The following is a 20,532-nucleotide window of genomic DNA, read 5'->3' as shown; positions in this document are numbered from 1 at the left end:
GCCACGCCACCAGCGGATCAACCGCAAGATTCAAGGACCCTCATCGATGTCGCGCGCCTACAATTTCGCCGCCGGTCCGGCGGCGCTGCCTGAAGCGGTCCTGAAAACGGCGCAGGAAGAACTGCTGGAATGGCGCGATGCCGGCGCCTCGATCGTGGAGCTGAGCCATCGCGGCCCGGAGTTCCTCGAAGTGGCGCGCGAGGCCGAGGCCGACCTGCGCCGTCTGCTGACGATCCCCGACGACTACGCCGTCCTGTTCCTGGCCGGTGGCGCCACCACGCAGCAGGCGCTGATCGCGCTGAACTTCGCCTCGCCCGGGCAGAAGGCCGACTACGTCGTCACTGGGCACTGGGGCAAGACCGCGCTGAAGCAGGTGACGCCCTACGTCGACATCAACATCGCCGCGAGCGGCGAAGAGGGCGGTTTCCGCACCATTCCGGCGCGCGAGACCTGGCGCTTGTCGAAGGACGCCGCCTACGTCCACATCACCGCCAACGAAACGATCCATGGCGTGGAATTCCGCCCCGCCTGGGGAGAGACGCCACCGGATGTCGGTGATGTGCCGCTGTTCGCCGACTTCAGCTCCAGCATCGCCTCCGAACCGATCGACATCACGCGCTACGGCCTGATCTACGGCGGTGCGCAGAAGAACCTCGGTCCCGTGGGCGTGAGCGTGCTGATCGTGCGACGCGACCTGCTCGAACGCGCCGGCCAGCCGCGCGCCAATATCTTCAACTACGCCTCGCACCTGCAGGCGGAGTCGATGCTCAACACGCCGCCGAGCTACAACTGGTATCTGGCCGGATTGGTCTTCAAGTGGATGCTGGCCGAGGGCGGGGTGGAGGAGTTCGCGCGCCGCAGCGAGGAGAAGTCGCGGCTGCTGTACACGACGATCGACGCGTCCGGCGGCTTCTACCGCAACGATGTCGATCCCGCGGTGCGTTCGCGCATGAACGTGCCGTTCTTCCTGCGCGATGAATCGCTCAACGACAAGTTCCTGGTCGAGGCCAAGAGCGCCGGCCTGATCTCGCTGAAAGGCCACAAGGTGCTGGGCGGCATGCGCGCCTCGATCTACAACGCGATGCCGGTCGAAGGTGTTCGCGTGCTCGCCGCTTTCATGAAGGATTTCCAAGAACGTCATGGGTGAGCCGGGGGCAAGCTTGGCGCGGCATGCCGCGCCGCCCCCGGTGAACGCCCGGCCATGGATGGCCGGGCCGGACGACCCGCATGCCATGAAAATAGCGCCATGGACGGCAGCCTAACCAGCCACCAGCATCAATTTCAGCGTCAAAAAATCCATGGCCGATAAACTAAAAAAAACCAAATCCTCCGCGAAGGCGCTAGCCAAAAAACCGGCTGCGAAAAAGTCTGCGACCAAGAAGCAGAAGGACGCAGCTGTCGTAAGCCCGCCGGAAACGGCCAAGCCCGATCTGCTCGCCGTCCGCGCCCAGATCGATGGCATCGACCATCGGATCCAGGCCCTGATCGCCGAGCGCGCGCAGTTCGCGCAACAGGTGGGCAAGGCCAAGGGCAAGCTCGCCGCCGCGGTCGAGTACTACCGTCCAGAGCGCGAGGCGCAGGTGCTGCGCCGCGTGGTGGATCGCAACGACGGGCCGTTGTCGGACGAAGTGCTGGTGCGCCTGTTCCGCGAGATCATGTCGGCCTGCCTCGCGCAGCAGGAGCCGCTCAAGATCGGCTACCTCGGGCCCGAAGGCACGTTCTCGCAGCAGGCGGTGTACAAGCACTTCGGCCATTCCGCCAAGGGGCTGCCGCTGTCGAGCGTGGAGGAGGTGTTCAACGAAGTGGCCTCCGGCGCCGCCGATTTCGGCGTGGTGCCCGTGGAGAATTCCAGCCAGGGCACGATCCAGTCCACGCTCGATCTGTTCTTGACCTCGCCGCTGAACATCTGCGGCGAAGTCGAGTTGCGCGTGCACCAGTACCTGATGTCGCGCAGCGGCCACATCGAAGACATCGAGCGCGTGTACTCGCATCGCCTGTCGCTGGCCCAGTGCGGCGGCTGGCTGCGCCGCAACCTGCCGAAGGTGCAGAAAGAGGCCGTGGTCAGCAACGCCGACGCCGCGCGCCGCGCGCGCAATGCCGACGATGCCGCCGCCATCGCCAGCGAGAACGCCGCGCACGTCTATGGTTTGAAGGTCATCGCCGGTCCGATCGAGGACCATAGCGACAACACCACGCGCTTCCTGGTGATCGGCCGCAACACCTTCCCGCCGTCCGGCAACGACCGCACCTCGCTGCTGGTGTTCATCCGCGACCAGCCCGGCGCGCTCTACAAGATCCTGGAGCCGCTGGCGCGCCGCAACATCAGCATGAACCGCATCGAGTCGCGTCCCGATCACGGCGCGCTGTGGCAGTACGCGTTCTTCATCGATGTCAGCGGCCATGCCGAGGAGTCGCCGCTGAAGGATGCGCTGTCCGAGATCGATCGTTTCGCCGGTGACGTGCGCGTGCTCGGTTCCTACCCGGTCGCGGTGCCGTGAGCGCGCAGCCACGGCAGTCCGGCACGGCGGATCCTGAGACGATGAACTTCGAGACGGCGGCCGACGATCGCGCATTTTTCGCGAGCCTGGCACGTCCCGCGATCCGCGATCTGCGCGCTTACGACCCGGGCCATGACTTGGTGGCGCTGCGCCGCGAATTCGCGCAGCGCACGCCGCAGCAGACGCTGCAGGATAGGCTGATCGAACTCGGTTCCAACGAGAATCCCTACGGCCCGAGCCCGCGCGCGCGTGAGGCGGCGCTGACGGCGATCGACGAGATGTACCGCTATCCCGATCCGCGCGGTGGCGATCTCAAGCGTGCACTGGCTGCGGCGCATGGCGTCGACCCGTCGCAAATCTCGCTCGGCAACGGCTCCCACGAATTGCTCATGCATCTCGCGCAGGTGTTCGCCGGGCCGGGTGTCGACGTGGTGCTGCCGCAGTACGGCTTCGCCGTGTTCTCGATCGCCGCGCGCGCGGCCGGTGCGAACCCGCTGATCGTGCCGGCGCTACCGGCCGACGACGCGATGCCGCACGGCCACGACCTCGATGCGCTCCTGGCCGCGGTCACACCGGATACGCGCCTGCTGTACGTCGCCAATCCGAACAACCCGACCGGCACCTGGTATGCGGCCGAGGCCTTCGAACGCTTCATCGCCGCCGTGCCGGAGCGCACCCTCGTGGTGGTGGACGAGGCCTACGCCGAGTGTGCCGACGCGCCCGACTACGCGAGCGCGCTCGCGCTGCTGGGGAAGCATCGCAACCTTATCGTGACCCGCACCTTCAGCAAGGCCTATGCCTTGGCGGGGCTGCGGGTCGGGTATGCGATCGGGCATCCGGAACTGATCGCCATCCTCGAGCGCATGCGCGAGAGTTTCAACATCAACAACGTGGCACTCGCGGCGGCGGAAGCGGCGCTCGGCGACGAGGCCTACCTGCGCGCGACACTCGCGCGCAACGCCGAACAACGCGAACGCCTCGCCGAAGCCCTGCGCGAGCGCGGCTGGCGGGTATCGCCGTCGCAGACGAACTTCCTGCTGGTCGAATTCGGCGCGGCCACGGTCGCGATCGAGGCCGCGCTGCGCGAAGCCGGCGTCGTGCTGCGTCCGATGGGCGGCTACGGCCTGCCTGGGCATCTGCGCATCAGCGTGGGCGACGAGAACGAGAATCGCGGTCTGCTGGCCGCGCTCGATCGCATCGCGGGCGCCGCGGCATGAGCGGAGGCGGGCAATCCTGGGTCGCAGCCACGGGCGCGGCCTTGCAGGGTGCGGCGACGGTGCCTGGTGACAAGTCGATCTCGCATCGCGCGGTGATGCTGGGCGCGATCGCGGACGGCGTTTCCAAAGTCGAAGGTTTCCTGGAAGGCGAGGACACGCGCGCCACCGCCGCGATCTTCGCCAGGCTCGGCGTGCGCATCGAAACGCCATCACCGTCCACGCGCATCGTGCATGGCGTGGGTGTCGATGGCCTGCAGGCGCACACGGAGGCGCTGGATTGCGGCAACGCCGGCACCGGCATGCGTCTGCTGGCGGGGCTGCTCGCGGGGCAGCGTTTCGACAGCGTGCTGATCGGCGATGCCTCGCTGTCGAAGCGGCCGATGCGGCGCGTGATCGATCCCCTGACGCAAATGGGCGCGCAATTCGACGCCGAGACCGGAGGTCTGCCACCGCTTCGCATCCGTGGAGGCAGGCGATTGCACGGAATCGACTTCGCGAGCGAGGTCGCCAGCGCGCAGGTCAAGTCCGCGGTGCTGCTGGCCGGTCTGTACGCCGAAGGCGAGACGAGCGTGCGCGAGCCGCATCCCACGCGTGATTACACCGAGCGCATGCTGTCGGCGTTCGGCGTGGAGATCGAGTACGCGCCCGGGTATGCGCGCCTGCGTGGCGGGCAGCGCCTGCGCGCGCATGATGTCTCGGTGCCGGCGGATTTCTCTTCCGCGGCATTTTTCCTGGTGGCGGCCAGCCTCATTCCCGGTTCCGAATTGCGTCTGCGCGCCGTCGGCCTCAATCCGCGTCGCACCGGGCTGTTGGCGGCGTTGCGCGCGATGGGAGCCGATATCCGCGAGGAAAATGCTGGCGTGCATGCCGGCGAGGCGGTCGCCGATCTCGTCGTGCGTCACGCGCCGTTGCGCGGAATCGAGGTGCCGGTGGAACTGGTGCCGGACATGATCGACGAGTTCCCGGCGCTGATGGTGGCCGCCGCTTGTGCCGAAGGCACGACGGTGATCCGCGGCGCCGCCGAATTGCGGGTGAAGGAATCCGATCGTCTCGCCGCGATGGCGACGGGCCTGCAGGCGCTCGGCGTCGCGGTGGAGGAAACGCCCGATGGCGCGATCATCCAGGGCGGTGCGCTGCGTGGCGGGCGGATCGACAGTCGCGGCGATCACCGCATCGCCATGTCCTTCGCAGTGGCGGGGCAGCTCGCGACCGGTGAGGTGCGGATCGACGACGTTGCCAACGTGGCGACATCGTTTCCGGGATTCGATGCGCTCGCGCGCGAGACCGGGTTCGGTCTGCGCGCGATCTGAGCGCCGCTCTGCTGTTGCTCGTCATTCCCGCGAAGGCGGGAATCCAGTGACTTTGCTGTCAGTAACCGGATAGGGGACGAAAGGCACTGGATTCCCGCCTTCGCGGGAATGACGGGGAACTACTGCGTACTCAGCCGATAGTCGACTGGCACCCGCACGCTGGAGGCGACTGTCCTGCCGTCCTTCATCGCCGGCTTGAATTTCCAGCGGCGGATTTCGCTCATCGCCGCGCGGTCGAGCGCGCGCGAACCGCTGCGCTGCGCGAGCCGCACGCTGCTGACCCGGCCCGCCGCATCGATATGGGCCACCACCATCACCGTGCCTTCCTCGCCGGCGCGGAAGGCATCACGTGGATAGTCGATGCGCGGGCGGCCGACCAGGGAGACATCGCGGTCGCGGCGCTTGAGAGTGGATTTGGCGACCTGCGGCGTCGACTTCGACGGAGCCGCTTTCGTGCCCTCCGCCACGGGCGACCTGGCGTCCTGTTCCTTCGTATCCGGCTCCACGAGCGTGCTGCCGGTATTCGGAGGGACCGCGTCGAGCCGACCCACCGCGGCGTTGCGTTGGTTGTAGAAGTACCAGGCGAACGCGATCAGCGCGATCAGCAACAGGATCCAGATCAACGGACTGACGCTTCTGTTCGGTTCCTCTTCAAGCAGCGGCGAATCGTTGGGGCGCCGGTAGGGATCCGACATGGCGGTGACTCCTTCTCTTGCAGGAGACGCGAGCACGCCGGCGCCTCCCTGGACAACATGGAGAGGGTTCCACATGGATCGTTTCGGTTCCGTTATGCGCGAGAACTGCGTTCAGCTGCTGCTATGCGAACGCGCGCGGCCGCGCGGTGCGCCTTCCGTCGTCATTCCGGCGAAAGCCGGAATCCAGCCTTTCGTTCAGCAAATGCACGACGTTCAGAAAAGCCGGAGGACCAGCCATCCGGCTGTTAAAAACCTGGCTTTCGCCGGAGCCACGATCGTTGTCGGGCGCTCTGAAACTTCATGCTCGATCCAAGCAATGAAATGCTGAATCAGCGTCCGAACTTTCCCGTGCTATTGCACGCTGTTGAAAGCGATCGGCACCTGCACCTCGCCGGGAATCGGCTGCCCGCCACGACGCGCGGGCTGGAAACGCCACTTGCGCACGGCATCGGTCGCGGCGCGATCGAGCGAGCGCGAGCCGCTGCTGCGGACCAGGTCGATGTCACCCGGCACGCCGTCAGCGCCGACGTGGATGCGCAGCAGCGCTTCGCCGGATTCTCCGCGGCGCAGGGCGTCGCGCGGATAGTGCGGCGCCGGACTGGAGACGGGGACGGGCGTCGTGTCCGCCGCGCCCGCCGTCGCGGTGCCCGGAGCGGCGGGGCGGGGAACGGGAGGTGGCAGTGACTCGCGCGGCGGCGGCGGGGCCGGCGTTTCCTCGACGATGCGGGCCTCCTCGCCGGATTCCTCTTCGTTCGCCGCGGGCGCACCGGTGCTGCCGGGCGCATCGGTATCGGGCACGGGCAGCGGCTCGAACTGGTGGCCTTCCGTGCTCTGCGTGGCGCCGTCGACGCGGTAGAAGTCGTATTCGTTGCGCTGTCTCGCCCAGATCAGCAGGAACAGCAGCAATCCGGCGAGGAAGGCGATGCCGATGCCGAGCCAGGCACGGCGGGTGGGAGCGAAGCGAGCGAGGCGGGACGTAGACATTTCCGCATTCTGGCACAGCCGCAATGCCCCAATCCGGGCTCTGACACGCGATAATCGCCGGCTCTCGTCCACTGCTCCGGTTCGTCATGCTCGATCCCGTCCTTCTGCGCCAAGATCCCGCCGCACTTGCCGAGCGCCTGCGCGCCTCGCGTGGTTTCGAGCTCGACGCCGGGTCCCTGCAGGCGCTGGAAGCCGAGCGCAAGCGCATCCAAGTGCGCACACAGGAATTGCAGAACCTGCGCAACACCCGCAGCAAGGCGATCGGCCAGGCCAAGGCCAAGGGCGAGGACGTGTCGGCGCTGATGGCCGAAGTGGCTGGTTTTGGCGATGAGCTCAAGGCCTCGGAAGTGGAGTTGGAGCGCATCCGTGCCGAACTCGATGCGATCGCGCTCGGCATTCCCAATCTGCCGGACGACTCGGTACCGGCGGGCAAGGACGAGCACGACAACGTTGAGCAGAGCCGCTGGGGCACGCCGCGCGTGTTCGATTTCGAAGTGAAGGATCACGTCGAACTCGGCACCCGCAACGGCTGGCTCGACGGCGACACCGCGGCCAAGCTCAGCGGCGCGCGTTTCACCGTGCTGCGCGGGCAACTGGCGCGGCTGCATCGCGCGCTGGCGCAGTTCATGCTCGATCTGCACACGAACGAGCACGGCTACGAAGAAACCAACGTGCCGCTGCTGGTCAATGCCGATTCGATGCGCGGCACGGGACAGTTGCCGAAGTTCGAGGAAGATTTGTTCGCCACGTTCAAGCTTCCGGACGAAACAACCGGCGCTAAGCATGTCGCGGACTTCGATGACTGGGAAAATCTGAAGAAGCAGGTGGAAAAAAACGAGATCGCCGCGCTGCATGTCCTGAACAGGATCGTGGATACGCACAAGGATCGTTATCTCATTCCGACCAGCGAAGTTCCGCTCACCAACATCGTTCGCGACGAGATCATCGAGGCCGAGCGTCTGCCGCTGCGCATGACCGCGCATTCGATGTGCTTCCGCGCCGAGGCCGGCAGCCACGGCCGTGACACGCGCGGCATGATCCGCCAGCACCAGTTCGAGAAGGTCGAGTTGGTAACGATTGCAAAGCCTGAGGACAGCGATGCCGAGCACGAGCGCATGACGCGCTGCGCCGAAGTCGTGCTGGAAAAGCTCGGCCTGCCATACCGCCGCATGCTGCTGTGCACCGGCGACATGGGCTTCGCGGCGCGCAAGACCTATGACCTCGAAGTCTGGCTGCCGTCGCAAGGCGAGGATGGGAAAGGCGCCTACCGCGAAATCTCCTCGTGCTCCAACTGCGACGACTTCCAGGCGCGCCGCATGCAGGCGCGCTGGCGCAATCCCGCCAGCGGCAAGCCGGAACTCGTGCATACGCTCAACGGTTCCGGCGTCGCCGTCGGCCGCGCCTTGATCGCGGTGATGGAGAACTACCAGCAGGCCGACGGCAGCATTGAAGTGCCAGCGGCGCTGCGACCGTACATGGGCGGTCTTGAGCGCATCGCCTGAAATTCTCTTCCCTCCGAATGGAGGAATCGAAGTCGCCCAAGCAGTTGGGGCTCGGGTGGGCTTTTCCGCGTGAAAGCTCGGCGCTCGTGCCTCGCAACTCCCTTCCAGCCCCTCCCTGCAGGCAGGGGGAGGAGACGTAGGTCAGGCTGCCGCTGCGCAACGCTCCGACACTTCGGCCAAGGCGCGACCGATGGCCTGGCTGCGGTGCTGCGGGGACATGGCGACGCCTTCGGCGCGCACGAATTCGATCTGGGTGACGCCCAGGAAGCCGAACAGGGTGCGCAGATACGGCTCGATGAAGTCGTTCGGGCCGCCGGCATGCACGCCGCCGGACCCGATCGCCACGACCACGCGCTTGTCGCCGGCCAGGCCGACCGGCCCGGATTCGGTGTAGCGGAAGGTCTTGCCGGCGACCGCGATGCGGTCGATCCACGCCTTCAGCTTCGAGGGGATGGTGAAGTTGTACATCGGCGCGCCGACGACGATCACATCGGCTTCCAGGAACTGCTGCATCGTGCGTTCCGCGTCGGCCCGTTCGCCCGCATCGGCACCGGTGAAGGATTCCCCGCTCAGATGACAGATCGGCTCGGCCTCGAGGTCGCGGTATTCGACCACGAGATCGCGGTCGCGCTTGCGCGCCTCCGCGACGACGGCGGCAGTCAGCTGGCGGGTGACGGAATTGGCGCCGAGGGCGCTGGAATCGATGTGCAGGAGCTTCATGGGACCTCCGGAAATGGACGGCGGATGCCGTGACGGAGGTCAACTTATGTTGTTGCGTGTGTGGAATAAAGGTGATTAAATATCACGGATCGTTCCGTTTTTGGAGCAAACCCCATGCAAGACCTCAATGATCTCTATTACTTCGCCATGGTCGTCGACCACGGCGGTTTCGCCGCGGCCGAGCGCACGCTGGGCATTCCGAAGTCGCGCCTGAGCCGGCGCATCAGCCAGCTCGAGAACGATCTGGGCGTGCGCCTGCTGCAGCGCTCGACGCGCCGGTTCGCGGTCACCGACGTCGGGCAGAGCGTGCATCGCCATGCCCAGTCGATGCTGGCCGAGGCCACCGCCGCGCGCGAAGTGGTCGACCGTCTCAGCGCGGAGCCGCGCGGGGTGGTACGGGTCAGCGTGCCGGTCGGGATCGCCCAGCAGCTGATCCCGCAGATGCTGCCGGAATTCCTGGCCAAGTACCCGCAGGTGCGGGTGCAGATGCACGTGAGCAATCGCCGCGTCGATGTCATCAACGAAGGCTTCGACATCGCCCTGCGCGTGCGTTCCAAGCTGGATGACGATGGCAGCCTGGTGATGCGCAGCTTCGGGCAGATCCAGGAACTGCTGGTCGCCAGCCCGAAATACCTCGATCGCGCCGGACGCCCCACGCAGCCGGAAGAACTGCACGACCACGTCACCCTCACCATGAACGAGGACGAGGTGCGGCAGCGCTGGGAACTGCAGGGCAAGGACGGCGAGATCCGCCGCGTTGAACTCAAGCCACGCGTGTCCGGCTTCGATTTCCCGATGCTGATGGCGCTGGCCAAGCAGGGACTGGGCATCACCATGCTGCCGGAAACCCTGTGCGCCGATGCCGTGCGCAACGGCGAGCTGGAAGTGGTGTTGCCGGACTGGCGCCTGCCGCAGGGCATCGCCCATGTCGTGTTCGCCTCGCGTCGCGGCCTGCTGCCGGCGGTGCGCGTCTTCATCGACTTCCTGGCCGAGAAGCTGCCGCCGCTGATCGAGGAATCGCGCCTGAACTGCGAGAACTGCAAGGGCAAGTCCTCCAGCAACAAGACGAGCGGCGCGGGTGGCAACGGTGCCTCGCGCAAGCCGACGAACGACACGCCGCATGCGACAATGCGCTGAGGGACATCGAACGGGCTAGCCCGTCCGCTCGGTCCCGACATGGACGACGCAGGCATGGACGACGCAACATGGAGAGATGGCCGAGCGGTTTAAGGCACCGGTCTTGAAAACCGGCGAAGGGTCAAACCTTCCGTGGGTTCGAATCCCACTCTCTCCGCCACTCGGCCAAAAGATCGCCATGCATCGAAGGGCGCCTGCGAAGAAAACATCCGAGACGCTGCAATCTCGACGGGTCGCGTGGCGTCATGTCGGCGGCCTGGTGGTTGCGTTGCCGTTATTGAGCCAGGCATGGCCTTTGTCGGCGCGGCCGCCCAACGCCTGGCCGGGCAGTTATACGGCCAAGGTGGAAGTGCTGGCGCTGCTGCAGTCCTTCAATGCCGATCTGCTGAGCCATGACAGCGCCACCCTGACGCTGGAACGCTGGTGCGGTGCGCACGCGATGGCGGCTTCGCCGAAAATCACGGCGCATGTCGTCTCGGGCGCGCAAGTGCCTTTGCCTGACGATCTGCGCGAGCGCTTGAAGTTGGCGCGCGGCGAGAAGGTCAAATATCGGCAGGTCGAGCTGCGCTGCGGCGACCACACCTTGTCGGTCGCGGACAACTGGTACGTGCCTTCGCGGTTGACGCGCGCCATGAATCGTCTGCTGGACACCACGACCACGCCGTTCGGCAAGGTCGTGCAGCCTCTGCACTTCAGACGTCAGACATTGTCCGCGGAAATGCTCTGGTCGCCTTTGCCCGATGGGTGGGAAATGTCGCCACCCGAGTCGGCTCCGACGCAGGAGCCGCTGATGATTCCGCCGCGCATCCTGCAGCATCGCGCCATTCTTTATAGCGGTGCCAACGTTCCCTTCAGCGCGGCGCGCGAAACGTATACGGATCAGGTGCTGCGGTTTGCGCGTCAGCCCTAGAGCGTGCGGGCCAGACTGGGTGCTCCTGGTCCAGCCATAGAAGCAACGACACCCAATGAAAAGCCGCCGATGCAGGCGGCTTTTTTCGTGTGCCCCAGTGCTATCCGATCGATAGGGACTGTCCGCCGCTGCCTGGGCTCCTGAATCGTAAAGGACAGGCGGCTGGTGCCCGTCGCGCGTACCTGTGAGCCCTGCTTGAGCGCGGCCAAACCTTGAGGGCAGGGCCCGCGCGCGCAGGTGACAAAAAAGAGCAAGTATCCAATTGGACGCAATTTTGTCTTTACGCGTAATTCACATAAAAAATGTGATCTGTGTAGAGTATGAAGTCCGGAATCGGAGAGATTGATAGGGCCGAAGTTTCAACAAATCCACGGTTATGCGGGCCAGAAGGTCGTGGACGCCTCGTCAAGGGGCGGCATATCGGGATCGCAATATCGGTTGAACCAACTCACGCGCGAAGGGCCTGACCCCCGTTCATTCAGTCTGCCTGGTACCGCGTTCGTGACGCGTCGCCAGCGGGGGAGTCGTCACCAGATCGAGAACGTACTGAGGGAGCGTCATGCCATCCGGGGCACACATTGGTTCGGCGCTAGCTGTCGCGACGCCCGTTTCCAGTCTGGCAAGCATCGTCATGGTGACGGTACGCCGACCGGGCCACGGCGAGACGCAAGGCGCCGGAAGATTGGACGCAGCAGCGACTGAGACAGCCACCACCTGCGAGGGCGCGATGCGGCATCGCGTGGATGCGGGGGCGTGATGAAGTCCTTGCTCCAGGTGAAGAGGCGGCGCATGGCGTTCAGGCTTCCGTTCTCGGATGCGATCTTCGCGTTCGCGCAGCCGACGACGATCTACTACGCGATCGTTGCTGCGCGATTCGCGCATTTCGCCATCGTCGTGCTGTCTGGTTTGTTGATCGGTCTGTTGCCGACGACAGCGGTGGTCATCGAGTTTCCTCAGCTGGTCGCACTGTCGATCTCCGCCGGTCTTATCTGCGTGTTCCTGCTCGGCATCGGCGGCGTGTACGGCCGCATTCTGTTCAGTAACCAACTGCTGATCCGGCGCTTCTTTTTCGCCTGGACGATATCGTTCGGCTTGTTGCTGGCGGTGTATCACCCGTTTCACTTCATCGAGCGGATACCGGGGAATTCCCTGCTGGCCTGGTACCTGTTGAGCCTGTCCCTGCTGGTGCTCAGCCGGTTGGTCATGCTGGGTTTCTTTCAGCGGCGAATCCGGCGCGGCCAGTTCATCCAGCACTCGGTGATCCTCGGCATGACCGAGAACGCGATGTACCTTGCCGATCATTTGCTCAACCACGTGGATGTGGGGACCGGCCTGATCGGCTTCATCGACGACCGCCATCCCATGCGCCTGCCGCAGCATCCTTTGCCGTTGCTGGGCGGGATGGACACGCTGGAACGCCTGGTGCGCGCCGGCAAGGTGGACCAGATCCTGCTGGCGCTGCCGGTGTCGGCGTATGAGCGCAACAATCACTACATAGACCGGCTGCGACAGCTGCCCGTGCAGGTACTGCTGGTGCCGGACATGGCGATGTTCCGCCTCGCGCACCGTCGCATGGTGCCGGTGGCGGGGACGCCGATGTTCGTGGTCGCCGAACCGCCGTTGCAAGGCTGGGCGCCGCTGATCAAGCGCTGCGAGGACGTCATCATTTCGAGCCTGGCGCTGTTGCTGCTCTCGCCGTTGATGCTGCTGGTGGCGATGGCGGTGAAGCTGGAATCGCGCGGGCCGGTGCTGTTCCGGCAGAAGCGCTACGGCTACAACCATCGCCTGATCGAGGTCTACAAGTTCCGCTCGATGTACCACCATCTGCGCGACGAGCATGCCTTCGTGCAGACCGGCAAGAACGATCCGCGCGTCACCCGGGTCGGGCGTTTCATCCGCAAGACCAGCCTGGACGAGCTGCCGCAACTGTTCAATGTGCTCGCCGGCAGCATGTCGATGGTGGGGCCGCGTCCGCACGCGAAGGCCACCAAGGCGGCCAATGTCCTGTTCGAGGACGCGGTGAAGGAATACGTCGCCCGACACCGGGTCAAGCCGGGCATCACCGGCCTGGCCCAGGTCAACGGCTACCGCGGCGAAACCGACACGATCGAGAAGATCCAGCGCCGGGTCGAGTACGACCTGGAATACATCGAGAACTGGTCGCTCTGGCTGGACCTGTCGATCCTGCTGCGCACATTGCCGACGGTGCTGTCAGCACAGGAGGCCTACTGACGTGCTTTGCCGCCGTGAGCGACCGGAAGCCGGCATGACTGACTGTCGGGCGACAAATTGTGAAATTGATCACATAATTACGACTGTATTGCCCATGCGTATCAAGAGACTCTGAGATGACTTCCCCTCTGGCGGCCTGCAGGTACCTGATTGGCTGGATCATTCTGATCCTCGCCCTTTCTTCGCCGGCGCTTGCCCAGGAGCCATTACCAGCCGCCGCGGCTCCCGATTACCGGATCGTGGCGGGGGATCAACTGGCGCTCAAATTCTTCTACGCGCCCGAACTCAACGAATCCGTGACTGTGCGGCCCGACGGCAAGATCAACTTGCTGCTGGTCGGCGATGTGCAGGCGGCTGGGCTCGCCCCGGCACAGCTCGCGCAGCAGTTGCGGGCCGCGTACACGGAGACGCTGCGCTATCCGGAAGTGGCTGTCGAGATCGAGAGAGGTTTCGGCATGCAACAGATATTCGTCGGGGGCGAGGTGACGCATCCCGGCGTGCAGCCGCTCACTCCGTCCCTGACCCTGATGCGGGCGTTGATCGCGGCACAGGGACTCAAGGACAGCGCAGCGTCCGGCCGCGTGCTGATCCTGCGCCGTGACGCCAACGGTGCGTCGCAGGTGACCAGGATCGACGTCGCGGCGCAGATGCGCGGCGGCAATGCGCCAGATCCGGTCTTGCAGCCCTACGACGTGGTGCTGGTGCCTCCATCACGGGTTGCCAGGTTGAACAAGTGGATCGATCTGTACATCCGCCGCAACCTGCCGGTGAGTGTCGGTTTTTCCTACGACCTCAACAACGATCGCCAGGACTGAGCGAATGGATCACGGCGCATCACAGGGCGGTGGCGGTCTCGGAGTGCAGGCATCGGATTTGCCTGCGCGGACTTTCCCGCTGCGCGAGATGCTCGAGACCGCGTTCAGGGATCGTCGGCGCATCGGGATCGCCTTCGGGATCTGTTTCGCCGCGACGCTGCTGGCGGCCTTGCTCGTCAGCAAGCAATACGCTTCCGATGCCAGCCTGCTGGTGAGGCCAGGGCACGAATATGTCTATGTGGCCGACACCGGCAGCGCGAACCCGGGCGCCGCGACACCGTTGATGTTCGATCGTGCGGAGGCGGTCAACGCCGAGACAGAAATCCTGGCGAGCCGCGATCTCATCCGGCAGGTGATCGTCCGGGTCGGGTTGGAACGCCTGTATCCCTCGCTGGGACGTCGGTACGAGGACCGGCCGCAGATGGGGCTCGACCGTGCGGTCGACGCGTTTCGCGACAAGCTCGACGTCCAGCTCATCAAGGATTCCACGGTGGTTCGGGTGAGTTTCCGCCATCGGGATCCGGCGTTGGCGCAGCTGGCATTGCGGACCCTCGTGGAGGCGTATCTGGATCGGCGGCGCGTGGTCTTCTCCGACGACCGCGCCCGGTTTCTCGATGGCGAGGTCGCCACCGTTCGCAAACGCCTGGGGGATGCCGAACGCAGTCTGGCCGACTTCAAGCAGACCCACGGAATCGCCGACTACGATCAACAGATCGCCTTGCTCTTGCAACAGGCGAATGATCTGCAGACACGCTTCAACGAAGCCGATCAACAGGCGCAGATCGCCACCGCGAAGACGAAGAAGCTGCAGGAAATCGCCAAGAAGACTCCGGCCAGCCTGGTGGAGTACAGCGAGACGCTCGGCGATCCGCAAAGTCCGCGGCAATTGCTCGATCTGCAACTGAAGGAGCAGGACCTGCGGGCGCGCTATGTCGATGGCAATCCACTGGTGAAAAAGGCACGGAAGGATGTCGCGCTGGCCGAGGATTTCATGCGGCAGCAATTGCGCAACCCGCCCAAGAACGTCCGGACCGGTCGCAACCCGGTGCGGGATGCGGCCGAACTGGACCTGATGCGTGCGATCGCGGAAGAAACCGCCTATGACGCCAGCCGGAAGGCGCTGCAAGCGCGGCTGGACCAGCTCAGGCGCCAGACCATGGAACTGGAACGGCAGCGCTCGCAGTTCGATGCCTTGAGCCGCCAGCAGAAACTGCTTGCGGACAGTTATGCCAGCTATGCCCACAGACTTGAAGATGCCCGCATCGATGGCGCCCGCGACCGGAAAGACAAGACGAGCGTCAGCGTGTTGCAGACGGCCAGCACGCCACTGCGCCCGAGGAGCTTCCGCGCGCTGATCGTGTTCGTCGGATTCTTCGTGAGCCTGGTCGTCGCCTTGATCGTTGCCTTCTTGTCAGAGGCATTCCGCACAAGCTTCCTGTCGCCAGAGAAGCTTGAACGTAGCACCGGTCATCCGGTGTTGGTGACTTTCCCAATGGTGGCTAAATCATGAGCACGCGAGTATCGGCTTTCATGCGCGCGAGCGCATCACACGCAGTCCGGATCGGTTTGTGCGTAGTGCTATCGCTTTCGAGTTTCCTGGTGGAGGCGAAAGGATTTTCGCGTGGTGTCAACGTGAGTCAGTGGCTTGAGGCTGGTTACGAGGTGGCGCTGACTCCCGGGGAGCTGAATCAGATCCGTGCGGCTGGGCTCGATCACATCCGTCTTCCGGTGAACCCGGTTGCGTTGGGTTGGACGCCGGAGGCCGGGCCGCGGATGAGGGATGTCTCGAGGCTGCATGACGCAGTCAGTGTGATTCTGGCGGCGGGTCTCGACGTCATTGTCGACATCCACCCGGATGCCGAAACGAAGGAAGCCATCGAGAACGATCCTGTCTGGGCGAACGGCTTCGTGGCGATGTGGCGGCAGCTGGCGATGGGGTTCAAGGGAACGCCGTCCGATCGAATCGCCTTCGAGCTGCTCAACGAGCCGCAGTACTACGGATTCCTGGGCGCGCGCATCTGGCAGCGGTATCAGGAACGGCTCGTGAGAACGGTCAGGAGCGTGTTGCCCAGGCACACGCTCATCATCAGCGGCCGTGGCAGTGGTTTCGAGGGGTTGGTCGAGATGAAACCCTTGGGCGATCCTCGTCTGATCTACAGTTTTCACTACTACTACCCCGGCATATTCACTCATCAGGGTGCGAGCTGGATGCTGGATGCCTGGACCACCGCCAGGCATTGGGCGGACGTGCGTTACCCGGCGAGAGTGGCGCGCTGGCATCTCCCGCATCTGCGCGATCGCTCCAACGTGAAGGCATCCAGGGATGAGTTGCGGGCCTATTTCTATGAGGATTGGAGGTACGCCCGCATCGCTGCGCATCTGCAGCCCCTGGTGGCGTGGTCGCAAAAGCACCGTGTCCGTATTTATTGCGGGGAATTCGGCGTCATTCGCGAGGATGTCGATCCGGCATCGCGTTATGCGTGGATCGGTGACGTGCGTTCCTTCGTGGAAAGTCATGGCTGGGGATGGGCGCCTTGGAATTACAGCGGCGATTTCGGCATCACCACGCTCAGCAACACACGAGCAACTGAGCGGGGAGTATTGGAGCCGGAAGCATTGCGTGCGCTTGGCCTCGAGGCGCGCGCGCAATGAGAATGCGTTGGCCCGGTGAATATGGCGGCGATGGCCGCGCCGTCTACGTGCTTGTGATGATGGCCCTGGCGGCTTATCTAACAGTACCGCAATCACTGTTGACGATTCTCGGGATTCCATACACCGCGCCAACCGGGAGCTTCATCTACAAGCTGCATCCAGGCACCTATCTGTTATCACTCGCACTGGTCTTGGCGTTGTTCCGGCTGGGGAATCCACTGACCGCATTGGCGGTCAGGCTCAAGGAGATGCCGCTTCTCACGCTTTATCTGATCGGTATCGCGGTACCGCTGGTCTACTCGTTGTTGCGATATGGATTTTCCGGGTCCGCGTTTTTCATCGATACATTGCTGATGCCGGTTGCGGTTGCTTTGCTCATGGCGCGTTTCTCTCGGGAAGAGCTGCGTAGGTGCTATTTCTGGATTTTGTCGCTCGTGCTCATCAACGCGGCGATCAGTCTGGTTGAAGCATTGTTCCAACATCATCTGGTTCCGTTCACGCTGTCGGGCGGGATTCCAGTGGTTGTGGACAAATTCCGGTCAGCTGCCCTGTACGGGCATCCGCTCGATGGCTCGATCATCACCGGGACGATGCTGCTGGCGTCGATCGATCAGCCGATGGGGTCGCTCAAGCGCCTCGTCCTGTATGGATTCCTGATTCTGGCCTTGCTGGCGTTTGGCGGGCGTACAAGTCTCATGCTGAGCGTTTCGGTTCTGCTCGTGCACGATCTGGTTGCCATCTCGCGAAAATTCTGGCGCGGGGGGTATGACTATTTGCAGACCGTCGCCGGCTTGATCGTATCCATGCTGGCGTTGCCGGCGTTCGTCGGATTGGTCTGGGCATCGAGTCTGGGCGAGCGAATCTTCTCCAGCCTGTACTACGACGACAGCGCCAGTGTGCGCGTGAGGATCTTTGGGGTACTCCGGTATCTGGATGCGTATGACCTGTTGTTCGGCATCCCGCCTACCGTCATCAGTGATATCGCGATCCGGATTGGTCTGGACCCGAATTACAACGCTATTGAGAACTTCTGGCTGTTCATGTTGCTGCAATTCGGCGTGATCGTTCTGGCCGTATTCGTGATCGGGTTCTTCTGCGGGATGCGTCTGCTCTGGCAGCGGGTTGGGGCCGGCGGGCGCTGCGCCCTCGTCGTATTCCTGCTGACGGCATCCACCACCAATTCGTTGGTGTCGAAGACCAGCGTGCTCACCCTGCTATTTGCCGTGTTGTATGGCCTGGGCGGATTCCGTGTCCAAATCCCGAGCGTGCGCATTCCCAAGCGGGTGCGCGGCGGAGCTGTCGGATATCTGGGCGTGCAGCCATGAAATCCGGAAAGGCTCTGTTCCTGATCAATGGCGAGCACTACGCCGGCGCTGAGCGTGTGCAGGACCTGTTGGGGGTGCATCTGCCTTCGCTGGGTTGGCAGGTGGATTTCGTGTGTCTGCGCCCCGGGGTTTTCGAGCGTATGCGTGATGCCAAGAGCAGCCGAGTGATCGCCTTGCGGAAACGATCGCGTCTCGATCTGGCTCGCCCGGTGCGCGAAGTCGCGAAGATGATGCAAGAAGGCGGTTATGACTTGCTTCATACGCACACGCCAGGCTCAGCCCTTGTCGGCCACTATGCCGCCAAGCGTTCGGCCAAACCGATGGTTCACCACGTCCACGGTCGGGTCGATCTCGAACAGGACAGCGTGCTTCGAAACCGCATCGGAAGCGCGCTCCAGCGCTTCAGCCTCCGGTACGCGAAACGGGTGATCGCGGTTTCGGAAAGAACCGCCGAATACCTGCGTGAATCCGGTTGCGACAGTCGCCGTATCCGTGTCGTGCCCAATGGGGTGGCGAGCATGGAGACACCGCGCGACTGGCAGGAACCGCGGTCGGAATGGGTGATTGGCATGGCCGCCTTGTTCCGTCCGATCAAGGGTGTGGAAATCGCGATCGACGCACTGGCGAAACTGCGCGCGGCGGGATTGCCGGTCAGTTTGCGTGCTGTTGGCGCTTTTGAGAGAGAAGAGTATCGGCGGGAAGTGATGGACCTCGTCGCTGCCAAGGGGATGGAAAATCACGTCGTCTGGACTGGCTTCACGCGCGACATGACCCAGGAGCTCGCACGAATGGATCTGTTCATCGTGCCCAGCATGTACGGGGAGGGGCTGCCCATGGTGCTGCTTGAAGCCATGTCGGCAGGGGTGCCGGTCGTGGCTTCATCCGTTGAGGGGATTCCGAGCGCACTCGACCATGGCGCAGCCGGCGTTCTTGTCGAGCCTGGAAATTCGATGCTGCTGGCGCGGGCGCTTTCGGCGCTGATCGAGAATCCGCATCAGGCACGTGAATTTTCCAGAATTGGCATGCAACGACAGCGTGAGCATTACTCGGAGCGATCGATGGCTGGGCAGGTCGCGGCCGTTTATCGGGAATTGCAGGAAGAGAAGCGCGCCGCATGAATCAGGAAGAGCAGTTCGATCCCGTCGACAAGGTAAGTCGCGTGCTCGATCACATGCATACCGTTGCGGATCAAGCGCACTTGCATGCGCTGGTCGAGGCGGTGGCGCGCATCGATCGGCCAAGAGTCTTGGCGTTTCTCAATCAGTACTCCTTCAATCTTTGCTGGGAGTCCGCCGAGTTCTGCGAAATGATGCTTCGCAGCGATCTTCTCATCCGCGACGGATCGGGCATCAACCTTTGCATGCGGGTGCTGGGGCGCAATCCCGGCATCAACATGGCCGGGACGGATGTAATGCCGATGATCGCCAAGGCATTCGCGGGTCGTCGCGTCGGCGTGATCGGGACCGTCGCCCCCTATAACGAGCTTGCCGCGCAATGGTTGCGCGATGCGGGGCTGGAAGTCGTTTGCGTGCTGGATGGGTTCGCCGACGATGCCAGTTATGTGAAAGCAGTTCGCGACACACGCCCGGAGTTGGTGTTCCTGGGAATGGGCATGCCCAAGCAGGAGCGGGTTGCCACCCGGATGCTGGAAGAGCTCGACTTCCCGGTGTTGTTCATGAATGCCGGCGCCATGCTCGACTTCATGGCGAAGCGATTCCCGCGGGCGCCACGCTGGATGCGCCGCCTGGGGATGGAGTGGCTGTATCGGTTGATGCGTGAACCGCGCAGATTATGGCGTCGCTACATTATCGGTGGCGCTTATTTCGCTTTCCGGATACTGCGCATCGGCATTGCTTCTGGAGGCGGGGGGCGCGATCGTAGATTGGCGTTGTCGGAAGAACTGGGTGGGGGAGGTGCATGGCCGCCCCTGTCTGCGATCGCTGATAAAAGCGCGCCTGTCTTTCTTGTCGATGACAAGGACATCCTGCTTCTCACGCAACGTCTGGATGCCTGTTTTCCCGCGTCCGGTGGTCGCATTATTCAATTCGTTTCGCCCAGTGCAGGCGCGGGCGTCAGCACCATCGTGCGCGGCTATGCGTCGGCTGCGGCCTTGTTGCGAAAACGCAAGGTTCTGGTCTTGTCACATGACACGACAGGGGCTAAGCCATTGAGCCAGATCCTCGATGCAGAGACCGGGGAAAGATCGGGGGGCAGCGTCAGTTACGCCAGCCTGTTCGACCAGGCGCGAAGCCATGAGGAAAACTATTCGGCCATCGTCGACAAAAGCATCTGGGAGCATTTGCGTGCTCGTTTTGATGAGGTCATCGTCGATGCCAAGCCATCGTTCGGGTTGATCGCTGCTCCTCTTTGTGATGGCGTGGTTGTCGTGGTGGAAGCTGGGGCCACGAAGAATGCCGCTGTGAAGGAACTGCTGCGAGATCTGGCCGCGATCAACGCAAACGTGCTTGGAACTGTCTTCAACAAGCGGCGTAGTTATCTTCCGAGAGCCGTGTATGACAGGCTCTGAAAGGAAGA

The 20,532-nt window shown here is 63.7% G+C and carries 18 protein-coding genes and 1 tRNA gene; 16 read left to right on the top strand and 3 right to left on the bottom strand.

Annotated features, from left to right (window positions below):
• Positions 1 to 46 precede the first annotated feature (46 nt).
• From serC to aroA, 4 genes are all read left to right on the top strand, one after another.
• Positions 47 to 1,147, top strand: a complete 1,101-nt coding sequence (serC, locus tag AC1RNP_RS07635; RefSeq protein ID WP_493050659.1) for a phosphoserine transaminase — start codon at positions 47 to 49, stop codon at positions 1,145 to 1,147.
• Between the two features lie 151 nt (positions 1,148 to 1,298).
• Complete coding sequence (gene pheA, locus AC1RNP_RS07630) at positions 1,299 to 2,498, top strand: prephenate dehydratase (RefSeq protein ID WP_493050658.1); 1,200 nt, start codon at positions 1,299 to 1,301, stop codon at positions 2,496 to 2,498.
• Between the two features lie 41 nt (positions 2,499 to 2,539).
• Positions 2,540 to 3,715, top strand: coding sequence for a histidinol-phosphate transaminase (hisC, locus tag AC1RNP_RS07625; RefSeq protein WP_493050657.1), 1,176 nt, complete (start codon positions 2,540 to 2,542; stop codon positions 3,713 to 3,715).
• The gene (gene aroA, locus AC1RNP_RS07620) at positions 3,712 to 5,025 is read left to right on the top strand and encodes a 3-phosphoshikimate 1-carboxyvinyltransferase (protein ID WP_493050656.1); all 1,314 of its coding nucleotides are present in this window, start codon (positions 3,712 to 3,714) and stop codon (positions 5,023 to 5,025) included. The genes hisC and aroA overlap by 4 nt, the downstream gene beginning before the upstream one ends.
• A 119-nt stretch (positions 5,026 to 5,144) precedes the next feature.
• Here aroA and AC1RNP_RS07615 read toward each other — a convergent pair whose 3' ends face one another.
• The gene (locus AC1RNP_RS07615) at positions 5,145 to 5,720 is read right to left on the bottom strand and encodes an energy transducer TonB (protein WP_493050655.1); all 576 of its coding nucleotides are present in this window, start codon (positions 5,718 to 5,720) and stop codon (positions 5,145 to 5,147) included.
• Positions 5,721 to 5,793: 73 nt separating this feature from the next.
• Between AC1RNP_RS07615 and AC1RNP_RS07610 the strand changes: the two genes are divergently transcribed.
• Positions 5,794 to 6,048: a hypothetical protein gene (locus AC1RNP_RS07610; RefSeq protein ID WP_493050654.1), complete on the top strand. Its 255-nt coding sequence runs from the start codon at positions 5,794 to 5,796 to the stop codon at positions 6,046 to 6,048.
• Between the two features lie 23 nt (positions 6,049 to 6,071).
• On the opposite strand, the gene AC1RNP_RS07605 is transcribed toward AC1RNP_RS07610, so the two are convergent.
• Positions 6,072 to 6,704, bottom strand: a complete 633-nt coding sequence (locus AC1RNP_RS07605; RefSeq protein WP_493050653.1) for an energy transducer TonB — start codon at positions 6,702 to 6,704, stop codon at positions 6,072 to 6,074.
• An 86-nt stretch (positions 6,705 to 6,790) separates the two neighbouring features.
• Between AC1RNP_RS07605 and serS the strand changes: the two genes are divergently transcribed.
• Positions 6,791 to 8,206, top strand: a complete 1,416-nt coding sequence (gene serS / locus AC1RNP_RS07600) for a serine--tRNA ligase (RefSeq protein WP_493050652.1) — start codon at positions 6,791 to 6,793, stop codon at positions 8,204 to 8,206.
• A 141-nt stretch (positions 8,207 to 8,347) separates the two neighbouring features.
• Here serS and AC1RNP_RS07595 read toward each other — a convergent pair whose 3' ends face one another.
• A complete protein-coding gene (locus tag AC1RNP_RS07595; protein ID WP_493050651.1) occupies positions 8,348 to 8,926 on the bottom strand; it encodes an FMN-dependent NADH-azoreductase in 579 nt (192 codons plus the stop codon).
• A gap of 114 nt (positions 8,927 to 9,040) precedes the next feature.
• Here AC1RNP_RS07595 and AC1RNP_RS07590 point away from each other — a divergent pair, with 114 nt between their 5' ends.
• The 10 genes from AC1RNP_RS07590 to AC1RNP_RS07545 all read left to right on the top strand — a co-directional run bounded on the left by AC1RNP_RS07590 (position 9,041) and on the right by AC1RNP_RS07545 (position 20,524).
• Positions 9,041 to 10,063, top strand: coding sequence for a LysR family transcriptional regulator (locus AC1RNP_RS07590; protein WP_493050650.1), 1,023 nt, complete (start codon positions 9,041 to 9,043; stop codon positions 10,061 to 10,063).
• Between the two features lie 70 nt (positions 10,064 to 10,133).
• Positions 10,134 to 10,223: transfer RNA gene (locus AC1RNP_RS07585), tRNA-Ser, on the top strand.
• An 18-nt stretch (positions 10,224 to 10,241) separates the two neighbouring features.
• On the top strand, positions 10,242 to 10,973 hold the full coding sequence (locus tag AC1RNP_RS07580; RefSeq protein ID WP_493050649.1) for a hypothetical protein: 732 nt from the start codon (positions 10,242 to 10,244) through the stop codon (positions 10,971 to 10,973).
• Between the two features lie 789 nt (positions 10,974 to 11,762).
• Positions 11,763 to 13,205, top strand: coding sequence for an undecaprenyl-phosphate glucose phosphotransferase (locus tag AC1RNP_RS07575; protein WP_493050648.1), 1,443 nt, complete (start codon positions 11,763 to 11,765; stop codon positions 13,203 to 13,205).
• Between the two features lie 116 nt (positions 13,206 to 13,321).
• On the top strand, positions 13,322 to 14,020 hold the full coding sequence (locus tag AC1RNP_RS07570) for a polysaccharide biosynthesis/export family protein (protein ID WP_493050647.1): 699 nt from the start codon (positions 13,322 to 13,324) through the stop codon (positions 14,018 to 14,020).
• Positions 14,021 to 14,024: 4 nt separating this feature from the next.
• Positions 14,025 to 15,530 carry a GumC family protein gene (locus AC1RNP_RS07565; protein ID WP_493050646.1) on the top strand — a complete coding sequence of 502 codons (1,506 nt, stop codon included), beginning with the start codon at positions 14,025 to 14,027 and terminating at the stop codon, positions 15,528 to 15,530.
• Complete coding sequence (locus AC1RNP_RS07560) at positions 15,527 to 16,672, top strand: glycoside hydrolase family 5 protein (protein ID WP_493050645.1); 1,146 nt, start codon at positions 15,527 to 15,529, stop codon at positions 16,670 to 16,672. The genes AC1RNP_RS07565 and AC1RNP_RS07560 overlap by 4 nt, the downstream gene beginning before the upstream one ends.
• Entirely contained in the window at positions 16,669 to 17,997 is a 1,329-nt protein-coding gene (locus AC1RNP_RS07555; protein ID WP_493050644.1) for a VpsF family polysaccharide biosynthesis protein, read from the top strand. Before AC1RNP_RS07560 ends, AC1RNP_RS07555 begins: the two co-directional genes overlap by 4 nt.
• Positions 17,994 to 19,115 carry a glycosyltransferase family 4 protein gene (locus AC1RNP_RS07550; protein WP_493050643.1) on the top strand — a complete coding sequence of 374 codons (1,122 nt, stop codon included), beginning with the start codon at positions 17,994 to 17,996 and terminating at the stop codon, positions 19,113 to 19,115. The genes AC1RNP_RS07555 and AC1RNP_RS07550 overlap by 4 nt, the downstream gene beginning before the upstream one ends.
• On the top strand, positions 19,112 to 20,524 hold the full coding sequence (locus AC1RNP_RS07545) for a WecB/TagA/CpsF family glycosyltransferase (RefSeq protein ID WP_493050642.1): 1,413 nt from the start codon (positions 19,112 to 19,114) through the stop codon (positions 20,522 to 20,524). Before AC1RNP_RS07550 ends, AC1RNP_RS07545 begins: the two co-directional genes overlap by 4 nt.
• Positions 20,525 to 20,532 lie beyond the last annotated feature (8 nt).

The sequence above is a fragment of the Luteimonas sp. GW821-FHT14E02 genome (genome assembly GCF_058803905.1).
The sequence above is the reverse complement of the archived record's forward strand: the minus strand, read 5'-3'. Positions and strand labels throughout refer to the sequence as shown.

Coding starts and splice junctions, on each gene's coding strand:
- AC1RNP_RS07615 (WP_493050655.1), bottom strand. CDS start 5,720: ATGTCGGATCCCTACCGGCGCCCCAACGATTCGCCGCTGCTTGAAGAG.
- serS (WP_493050652.1), top strand. CDS start 6,791: ATGCTCGATCCCGTCCTTCTGCGCCAAGATCCCGCCGCACTTGCCGAG.
- AC1RNP_RS07570 (WP_493050647.1), top strand. CDS start 13,322: ATGACTTCCCCTCTGGCGGCCTGCAGGTACCTGATTGGCTGGATCATT.
- aroA (WP_493050656.1), top strand. CDS start 3,712: ATGAGCGGAGGCGGGCAATCCTGGGTCGCAGCCACGGGCGCGGCCTTG.
- pheA (WP_493050658.1), top strand. CDS start 1,299: ATGGCCGATAAACTAAAAAAAACCAAATCCTCCGCGAAGGCGCTAGCC.
- AC1RNP_RS07555 (WP_493050644.1), top strand. CDS start 16,669: ATGAGAATGCGTTGGCCCGGTGAATATGGCGGCGATGGCCGCGCCGTC.
- AC1RNP_RS07565 (WP_493050646.1), top strand. CDS start 14,025: ATGGATCACGGCGCATCACAGGGCGGTGGCGGTCTCGGAGTGCAGGCA.
- AC1RNP_RS07605 (WP_493050653.1), bottom strand. CDS start 6,704: ATGTCTACGTCCCGCCTCGCTCGCTTCGCTCCCACCCGCCGTGCCTGG.
- AC1RNP_RS07590 (WP_493050650.1), top strand. CDS start 9,041: ATGCAAGACCTCAATGATCTCTATTACTTCGCCATGGTCGTCGACCAC.
- AC1RNP_RS07560 (WP_493050645.1), top strand. CDS start 15,527: ATGAGCACGCGAGTATCGGCTTTCATGCGCGCGAGCGCATCACACGCA.
- AC1RNP_RS07545 (WP_493050642.1), top strand. CDS start 19,112: ATGAATCAGGAAGAGCAGTTCGATCCCGTCGACAAGGTAAGTCGCGTG.
- AC1RNP_RS07610 (WP_493050654.1), top strand. CDS start 5,794: ATGGATCGTTTCGGTTCCGTTATGCGCGAGAACTGCGTTCAGCTGCTG.
- AC1RNP_RS07580 (WP_493050649.1), top strand. CDS start 10,242: ATGCATCGAAGGGCGCCTGCGAAGAAAACATCCGAGACGCTGCAATCT.
- AC1RNP_RS07550 (WP_493050643.1), top strand. CDS start 17,994: ATGAAATCCGGAAAGGCTCTGTTCCTGATCAATGGCGAGCACTACGCC.
- serC (WP_493050659.1), top strand. CDS start 47: ATGTCGCGCGCCTACAATTTCGCCGCCGGTCCGGCGGCGCTGCCTGAA.
- hisC (WP_493050657.1), top strand. CDS start 2,540: ATGAACTTCGAGACGGCGGCCGACGATCGCGCATTTTTCGCGAGCCTG.
- AC1RNP_RS07595 (WP_493050651.1), bottom strand. CDS start 8,926: ATGAAGCTCCTGCACATCGATTCCAGCGCCCTCGGCGCCAATTCCGTC.
- AC1RNP_RS07575 (WP_493050648.1), top strand. CDS start 11,763: ATGGCGTTCAGGCTTCCGTTCTCGGATGCGATCTTCGCGTTCGCGCAG.